6 protein-coding genes are annotated in these 8,615 nt (G+C 71.6%); 4 read left to right on the forward strand and 2 right to left on the reverse strand.

The window, feature by feature from the left end; all coding sequences use genetic code 11:
- The first annotated feature begins 98 nt into the window (after positions 1 to 98).
- From C1I95_RS29130 to C1I95_RS29145, 4 genes are all read left to right on the forward strand, one after another.
- Positions 99 to 1,652 (forward strand): pyridoxal phosphate-dependent decarboxylase family protein, encoded by a 1,554-nt coding sequence (locus tag C1I95_RS29130; protein WP_111218636.1) that lies wholly within the window; start codon positions 99 to 101, stop codon positions 1,650 to 1,652.
- A gap of 35 nt (positions 1,653 to 1,687) precedes the next feature.
- Positions 1,688 to 2,968, forward strand: a complete 1,281-nt coding sequence (locus tag C1I95_RS29135) for a lysine N(6)-hydroxylase/L-ornithine N(5)-oxygenase family protein (RefSeq protein WP_111218646.1) — start codon at positions 1,688 to 1,690, stop codon at positions 2,966 to 2,968.
- A gap of 62 nt (positions 2,969 to 3,030) precedes the next feature.
- On the forward strand, positions 3,031 to 3,552 hold the full coding sequence (locus C1I95_RS29140) for a GNAT family N-acetyltransferase (RefSeq protein WP_111218648.1): 522 nt from the start codon (positions 3,031 to 3,033) through the stop codon (positions 3,550 to 3,552).
- Positions 3,539 to 5,347: an IucA/IucC family protein gene (locus C1I95_RS29145; RefSeq protein ID WP_111218638.1), complete on the forward strand. Its 1,809-nt coding sequence runs from the start codon at positions 3,539 to 3,541 to the stop codon at positions 5,345 to 5,347. Before C1I95_RS29140 ends, C1I95_RS29145 begins: the two co-directional genes overlap by 14 nt.
- A gap of 160 nt (positions 5,348 to 5,507) precedes the next feature.
- Here the strand turns inward: C1I95_RS29145 and C1I95_RS29150 are convergent, their stop codons facing one another.
- Positions 5,508 to 6,512: a phosphotransferase family protein gene (locus C1I95_RS29150; protein WP_111218640.1), complete on the reverse strand. Its 1,005-nt coding sequence runs from the start codon at positions 6,510 to 6,512 to the stop codon at positions 5,508 to 5,510.
- Between the two features lie 105 nt (positions 6,513 to 6,617).
- Complete coding sequence (locus C1I95_RS29155) at positions 6,618 to 7,685, reverse strand: LacI family DNA-binding transcriptional regulator (protein WP_111218642.1); 1,068 nt, start codon at positions 7,683 to 7,685, stop codon at positions 6,618 to 6,620.
- Positions 7,686 to 8,615: the final 930 nt, after the last annotated feature.

An 8,615-nucleotide genomic window follows, 5' to 3' on the forward strand; every position in this document is an offset into this window, starting at 1 on the left:
CACCACCACCCTCCCAGAACCGCAGCACCCGCCGCGCGACGCGTGGGCGGCGGGTTCCGGCTGCCCGAGAACCGATCCGCCGAGCGTGGAGGACGTCCATGACCCTGCCGGTGCACACCGCCGAGGCAACGCCGACCCGGCCGACGACCGGGCCCACAACAGCCCGGGCCCAGTTGCTCAACGACCGCACAGTCGACGACTACCGCCGCGCGGTGACCGCCGGCACCGAGCGGGTGGCCCGCCGGGTGGCCGAGGTGACCGGACCGTTCACCGGCGTACGCCCGGACGAACTGGCCCCGCTGGTGGACGCGATCGACCTGGACCGGCCGCTGGGGGACACCACGGCGGCGCTGGACGAACTGGACGGGGTCTACCTGCGCGACGCGGTCTGGTTCCACCACCCGCGTTACCTGGCGCACCTCAACTGCCCGGTGGTCATCCCGGCGCTGCTCGGCGAGGCGGTGCTCAGCGCGGTCAACTCCTCGATGGACACCTGGGACCAGAGCGCCGGCGGCACCCTCATCGAGCGGCGGCTGATCGACTGGACGGCCACCCGGATCGGCCTCGGCCCGGCCGCCGACGGAGTGTTCACCAGCGGCGGCACCCAGTCCAACCTGCACGCCCTGCTGCTGGCCCGGGAGGAGGCCCTGGCCGGAGCCACCCCGACCGACCGGCGCGTCCTGCTGCCCCGGCTGCGGATCATCGCCTCCGCGGCCGGTCACTTCAGCGTGCAGAAGGCGGCCAAGCTGCTCGGCCTGGCACCGGACGCGGTCGTGCTGGTGGAGACCGGCCCGGACCGGCGGATGCGCCCCGGCGCCGTCCGGCACGAGATCGCCCGCTGCCGGCGGGACGGCCTGCCCGTGATGGCCGTGGTGGCCACCGCCGGCACCACCGACTTCGGCACCATCGACCCGCTCGACGAGATCGCCGACGGGTGCGCCACGGCCGGGGTGTGGCTGCACGTGGACGCCGCGTACGGCTGCGGGTTGCTGGTCTCGCCCACCCGCCGGCACCTGCTCGACGGCATCGAACGGGCCGACTCGGTGACCGTCGACTACCACAAGTCGTTCTTCCAGCCGGTCAGCTCCAGCGCGCTGGTGGTCCGCGACGGTCGGACCCTGCGGCATGCCACCTGGCACGCCGACTACCTCAACCCGGCCCGGATGGTCGCCCAGCGCATCCCCAACCAGGTCGACAAGAGCTTGCAGACCACCCGCCGCTTCGACGCGCTCAAGCTCTGGCTGACCCTGCGGGTGATGGGCCCGGACGCGGTCGGCGAGCTGTTCGACGAGGTGTGCGACCGGGCCGGGCAGGCGTGGGACCTGGTCGCCGCGGACCCCCGGTTCGAGGTGCTCACCCGGTCGCCGCTGAGCACGGTGGTGTTCCGCTGGCGGCCCACCGGGCCCGGCCGGGAGCTGGCCGACGCGGCGAACCTGCACGCCCGGGAGGCGCTGGCCGCCTCCGGCCTCGGTGTGGTCGCCGGTACCCGGGTCGACGGTCGCCAGTACCTGAAGTTCACCGTGCTCAACCCGGCCACCACCGGCGACGACATCGGGTACGTGCTGGACCTGATCGCCGAGCACGCCGGCCGGTACGTGCACACCCACGCCGCATCGTCGCCCGCCGTCGACCTCACCTGCCCGGTCGGCTGACGATGTCACCCGCCAACCCGAGCCTGGAGGGCCGGATGTCAAGCTACGACTTCATCGGGATCGGGCTTGGCCCGTACAACCTGGGCCTGGCCTGCCTGACCGCGCCGATCGCCGACCTCGACGGGCTGTTCCTGGAGGCCCGCTCCGATGTCGCCTGGCATCCCGGCATGCTGCTGGAGTCGTCCCGGTTGCAGACACCGTTCCTGGCCGACCTGGTCACCCTGGCCGACCCCACCTCGCCGTACTCCTTCCTCAGCTACCTCAAGGAGATCGGCCGGCTCTACCCCTTCTACATCCGGGAGAGCTTCTTCCCGCTGCGGGTCGAGTACGACGCCTACTGCCGCTGGGCCGCCGCGAAGCTGTCCAACCTGCGCTTCGGCCACCAGGTGACCGCCGTCGAGTACGACCCGGCCGACCTGCGGTACGTGGTGACCGCCACCGTCGACGGCACGACCGTCACCCACCGGGCCCGGCACCTGGTGCTCGGCACCGGCACCCCGCCGCACCTGCCGGACGCCTGCGCCGACCTGGCCTCCGACGCGGTGCACAACTCGCGCTACCTGGAGCAGCGCGACGCGCTGCGGACCAAGCGGAGCATCACCGTCGTGGGCAGCGGGCAGAGCGCCGCCGAGATCTACCACGACCTGCTCGGCGACATCGACACGTACGGCTACCAGCTGAACTGGGTGACCCGCTCACCGCGCTTCTTTCCGCTGGAGTACACCAAGCTCACCCTGGAGATGACCTCACCGGACTACGTGGACTACTTCCACGCCCTGCCCGAGCCGACCCGCTACCGCCTCGAAGCCGAGCAGAAGGGGCTGTTCAAGGGGATCTCCGCGGACCTGGTCAACGACATCTTCGACCTGCTCTACGCGTCCAGCGTGCACGGTCCGGTGAACACCCGCCTGATGACCAACACCGAGCTGACCGGCGTGGCGTACGACGCGGCCACCGGCGTGCACACTCTCGGGCTGCGCCACGTCGAGCAGGGCCGGGACTTCACCCTGGACACCGAGGGGCTGGTGTTGGCCACCGGCTACCGGCACCGGGTGCCGGCGTTCCTGGACCCGGTCCGGGACCGGCTCCGGTTCGACGGCCACGGGCGGCTCGACGTCGCCCGCAACTACAGCGTCGACCACACCGGGCGCGGCGTCTTCCTGCAGAACGGCGGCACCCACACGCACAGCATCACCTCGCCAGACCTCGGCATGGGCCCGTACCGCAACGCCTGGATCATCCGGGAGATGCTCGGCCGAGAGCCGTACCCGGTGGAGAAGTCGATCACCTTCCAGGAGTTCGGGGTGACGGTGTGACCGACGTCGTCTACACCCGGCACGACCGCCGGCTCGGCGAGTTCGCCCTGCGTACGCTCGACATGGCCGCCGACGCCCCGCTGCTGCACCGGTGGGTGACCCACCCCAAGGCGGCGTTCTGGATGATGCAGGACGCCGACGTCGAGCGGGTCGCCGCCGAGTACCGGCGCATCGCCGCGCACCCGCACCACGACGCCTACCTCGGGCTGTGGCGCGGCGAGGCGGCATTCCTCGCCGAACGGTACGACCCGGCGCGGGTGGAACTGGTCGGGCTGCACGACGCGCAGCCCGGCGACGTGGGCATGCACTTCCTCTGCGCGCCGGCCAGGGTGCCGACCCACGGCTTCACCACTGCGGTGATCACCACCGTGATGGCCTGGATCTTCGCCGACCCGGCCACCCACCGGGTCGTGGTCGAGCCGGACGTCCGCAACACCGCCGTGCACGCGCTCAACGCGGCGGTCGGGTTCGAGGTCGTCGGCCCGGTGGTCAAGCCGGAGAAGACGGCGTTGCTGAGCATCTGCACCCGGGAGCGGTTCGAGGCCGCCACCGTAGCGAAGGAGCACCGGTTTGACCACGCGTGACTTGGTCGCCCACCTGCGACCCGAGACCTGGGAACGGGCCAACCGGCTGCTGGTACGCAAGGCCCTCGCCGAGTTCAGCCACGAGCGGCTGATCACCCCCGGGCCGGTCGGGCCACCCACCGACCCCACCGGCCCGCACCGGTACGCGGTCGCCGGCGACTCCGGCGCGGTGGTGTACCGGTTCGACGCGCGGGTGCTGACCCTGGAGCACTGGGAGATCGACCCGGAGAGCATCACCCGGCACCGGGGCGAGGAGCCCCTGCCGCTGGACGCCGTCGACCTCTGCCTCGACCTGCGCGACGCGCTCGGCCTCACCGACCGGATCCTGCCGGTCTACCTGGAGGAGATCAGCTCCACCCTGGCCGGCATCGCGTACAAGCTGGACCGTCCACTGCCGAGCGCGGCGAAGCTGGTCGAGGCCGACTTCCAGACGATCGAGACGTCGATGACCGAGGGCCACCCCTGCTTCGTGGCCAACAACGGCCGGCTCGGCTTCGGCGTCGACGAGTACCACCGGTACGCCCCGGAGACCGCCCGGCCGGTGCGGCTGATCTGGCTGGCCGCGCACCGCGACCACGCCACCTTCACCAGCTCCGCCGACCTGGACCAGGACACCCTCGTCCGCGCGGAACTGGGCGACGCGACCCTCGCCGGGTACCGCGAGACCATGGCCGGGCTCGGCCTCGACCTGGCCGACTACCACCTCATCCCGGTGCATCCCTGGCAGTGGTGGAACAAGCTGTCGGTCACCTTCGCCGGGGAGGTGGCCCGCCGGCGACTGGTCCACCTCGGCGAGGGGCCGGACGAGTACCTCGCCCAGCAGTCCATCCGGACTTTCTTCAACGTCAGCCGGCCGGAGCGGCACTACGTCAAGACCGCGCTGTCCGTGCTGAACATGGGCTTCATGCGGGGGCTGTCCGCGGCGTACATGGCGGCCACCCCGGCCATCAACGACTGGCTCGCCGACCTGATCGCCGGCGACGAGGTGTTCCGGTCCACCGGGCTGACGATCATCCGGGAGCGGGCCGCCGTCGGCTACCGGCACCGGCAGTACGAGGCCGCCACCGACCGCTACTCGCCGTACCGGAAGATGCTGGCCGCGCTCTGGCGGGAGAGCCCGGTGCCCGGCCTGGCGCCCGGCCAGCGGCTGGCCACCATGGCGTCACTGCTGCACGTCGACGCCGACGGCCGGTCCTTCGCCGCCGAGCTGATCGCCGCCTCCGGCCTGGCGCCGGTCGAGTGGCTGCGCCGCTACCTGCATGCCTACCTGACTCCGCTGCTGCACGCCTTCTACGCCTACGACCTGGCCTTCATGCCGCACGGCGAGAACGTCATCCTGGTGCTGCGCGACGGCGTCGTCGAGCGGGTGATCTTCAAGGACATCGCCGAGGAGATCGTGGTGATGAGCGCCGAGGCGGCCCTGCCACCTCCGGTCGAGCGGATCCGGGCCGACGTCCCGGAGGACATGAAGCTGCTGTCGATCTTCACCGACGTCTTCGACTGTTTCTTCCGCTTCCTCGGCGCCACCCTGGCCAGCCAGGGCGTCACCGACGAGGAGACCTTCTGGCGCGCGGTCGCCGACTGCGCCACCGAGTACGCCGACCGGGTACCGCACCTGGCCGACCGGCTCGCCCGCTACGACCTGTTCGCCCCAGAGTTCGCGCTGTCCTGCCTCAACCGGCTGCAACTGCGCGACAACCAGCAGATGGTAGACCTGGCCGACCCGTCCGCCGCGCTGCAACTCGTCGGCGCCCTGGCCAACCCGCTCGCCCGCTTCGCTCCGGCGAACGGGTAGGCGGCACCGCCGGCACACCCCGAGCCGCCCGCCCTGGCGTCATTCCGTCCGGGCCGGCGTCATGTCGTCCGCGAAGCGTGATGTCACACAGACGTTTTGATGTCTGTGTGACATCACACTTGGGGAGGGACATCGCCCTGGCTCGGGTCACCGCCACGGGTCAGTCGCCGGACAGGTCGGCGAGGTCGCGGTCCAACAGCTCGGCGAGCAGGGCGTGCCGGCCCGGGTCGTTCGCCGGGGTGATGCCGCGGCTGGGCATCTCCACGGTCATCAGCAGGTGCAGGTGCATCCGGTACAGCGCCAACCGGCGGCGTGCCCCGTCGTCGAAGACCAGCGGCGTGCCCGAGGCGTCGGCGTAGCCACGCAGGAACGGGTGTGCCGGCTCGTCCTCGGCCCGTCGGAACAGCAGGGGGGAGACCAGGTCCAGCAGCGGGTCGCCGTAGAGGAACCGCTCGCCGTCGACCAGGCCGCACATCCGGTGCGTACCGTCGTCGTCGGGCGCGGTCAGCACGTTGCCGTCCCAGCAGTCGAAGTGCAGCAGCGCCGGGCGGCGTACCTGGTCGAGCAGGTCGGCGTGCCGGTCCACCAGCGCCCGGAACCGCTGCGGCGGCGCGGGCAGCGTGACGTGCCAGTCAGCCGCGTCGGCGAGCAGGTCGTCGATGATCGCCGCGAACGCCGTTCGCCAGGTCGACCCGCCGGTACGCCCGGCGTCGTACCCGAACCGGTCGCCGGTGATCCGGTGCACGGCGGCCATGGCCGCGCCCAGGTCGGCACGGGCCGGGCGGTCGTCACCGTCCAGGTCGGGCAGTGCCCGGCCGGGCAGCCGACCGGTGACCAGCCACTCGCCGAGCCGCGGATCGCGGCCGTGGTGCAGCACCGGCGGCACCGGCACCTGCGGCACCCGGTCGGCGACCAGCCGGAAGTAGCGGGCCTCGGCGGCCAGCAGGTCGGTCTCGTAGCGCAGCAGCCGCGCGGTAGGCGGCGGGGCGACCTTCAACACCACGTCCCGGTCGTCGTCGAGGCGGGCCCACCACACCGCGGCGAAGCCGCCGCCGGCCAACGGTCCGCAGTCGTCAACCCGGTGGTCGGGGCCGAACGAGGCGCGGACGAAATCCGTCACGTCGTCGGGGGAGAGGACCCGCTGGGTGGGACTGATCGACGGCACCCGGTCAGGGTATGTGCTCGGCGCGTCGGCCGTCCGACCCGTGCCAGGCCCGACCCGGCACCCGAGCAAGCAACCGGTCAGCGCCCGCCGGTCATGCTAGGCCGGTCATGTTAAGAAGGGGCCCCTTCCTCTACCCGAGGCGTTAACAGCGGGCCCCTCCTTCGGTGCCGGGCCGGAGCTGTCGCGGCGGACCAGTTCGGCGGCGAGTGATTCCACTCGTGGGCGGCTTGCCCCGGCGTCCAGGGCCAGCGCCATCGCCCGGGCGCCCATCTCGACCAGGGGAAGGCGGACGGTGGTCAGCGCCGGGGTGACGTCCCGGGCGAGTGGCATGTCGTCGAAGCCGAACACGCTCACCTGGGCCGGCACCGCGACCGCCCGGGACCGCAGCGCCGCCAGCGCGCCGATGGCCATCGAGTCGTTGAGCGCCGCGATCGCGGTCAGTCCGGGCTGGTCGTCGAGCAGGGTGGCGGTGGCGTGGGCACCGCTGTCGCGGTCGAACTCGGCGTACCGGACGTGGTGCTCCGGCAGCTCGCGGCCGTGCTCGGCGAGCGCCTCGCGCAGCCCGGTCAGCCGGTCGGTCGTGGTGGTCAGCACCCGTGGCCCGGCCACCACCCCGATCCGTTCGTGCCCGAGCCGGCACAGTTCGTGCCCGAGCAGCCGGGCACCGCTGCGGTTGTCCGGCATCACCGCGTCGCCGGAGTGCTCGTGGCGGCCGATCACCGCGACCCGCCCGCCGGTGGCCTCGTACGCGGCCAGCTTACCGTTGAGCAGCCGGGTGAAATCGGCGTCGTGGTAGCCGGAGCCGGCCAGGATGATGGCGGCGACCTGGTGCCCGCGCAGCAGCTCCACGTACTCCAACTCCCGCTCCGGGTCGCGGTAGCTGTTGCAGATCATCAGCAGCCGACCCCGGTCGGTGGCGACCCGTTGCAACCCACGGGTGATCTCCGAGAAGTACGGGTCGGAGACGTCGTGCACGATCACCCCGACGGCGCCACGATGCGAGCGGGCGAGCAGTTGGGCATGGGCGTTGGGCACGTACTGCAACTCGGCGACCGCCTGGAGCACCCGCTCGCGCAACTCGTCGGTGACCGGCTTGCTGCTGCCGTTGATGACGCGGGACGCCGTGGCGGGTGAGACACCGGCCCGCCGGGCCACATCGGACAGAGTCGCCACGTATCGTCCCCTCACGCCTACGCCGGCCACGCCCACCCGGCCAGCGTCACCGTACCGCAGCCAAGGTCCTTTCCTGTTCCGCGGTTCGCGCAGCTCACGCCTCATCGCCGGCGCCGCCGCGCCCAGCTCTCGGCCACCCTCACCGAGGTCAGCGCCGCCCACCGCGAGCAGCTCGACGACGTGCAGGCTGTGGGCGCGATGCCGGTGTTGATGTGCAGCCATGAGGCGGTAACGACGAATGTTGATATGCAGCCGTGAGTCGGTTACGACCAGCTGCTGGCCGCTGCCGGTGGTGGGCCTGCCCCGGCGAGCAGACCGCTTGCTACTGCCCCGACCGACCATGCCGGTATCGGTCGTCGCGCTCGTCAGTTCGTGCGGTGACGGACGGGGGTCGGCCGCCTGGACGGTCCGTCCCGTCCGTCGGGCCCGCGGGCCAACCCTCGCCGCTCATCCCATGATGTAGGACGCGGTGTCGGGATCTTGGACAGTTTCCGTTCGCGCGGAACGCTAACTGTCCAAGATCTAGAATCTCGGCTGCTGAGAATCCGCGGACACCGGGCGGGGATACCACGGAGACCCAAGCGGGAGGGTCGGCGGACGGTAGCTGGCGCGTTGGTTCGAGCTCCGCCCGGCACCAGCCGCCCATCATTGGTGGTGCGCCAAGAATCTCGCCACCGGCATGTCGGGTGGTGGCACCAAGAACATGTACCACCGAGGCGCGGCGCAGGTGACCAGCCGGCCCGACCACGCGGATCGCCAGCCCCACGCCAACCAGCCGACAGGCCACACCGCGCCCGCCGCCAGCCTCATCCCTGTGCGCGATCAGGTCGGCCGGCGCCAGTCCGGGCGTCCCGAATGATCAAAAGGTTTGCGGCATAGGTGAAGCCGCGCGATGACGCAAGCTTCCGATCAACAAGGGGAGGGCGGGAG

This window comes from Micromonospora craterilacus (genome assembly GCF_003236315.1).
GTDB lineage: Bacteria > Actinomycetota > Actinomycetes > Mycobacteriales > Micromonosporaceae > Micromonospora > Micromonospora craterilacus.

Excerpts from the sequence above, each read along its gene's own strand:
- C1I95_RS29135 (WP_111218646.1), top strand. The coding sequence starts at position 1,688 with ATGTCAAGCTACGACTTCATCGGGATCGGGCTTGGCCCGTACAACCTG.
- C1I95_RS29130 (WP_111218636.1), top strand. The coding sequence starts at position 99 with ATGACCCTGCCGGTGCACACCGCCGAGGCAACGCCGACCCGGCCGACG.
- C1I95_RS29140 (WP_111218648.1), top strand. The coding sequence starts at position 3,031 with ATGGCCGCCGACGCCCCGCTGCTGCACCGGTGGGTGACCCACCCCAAG.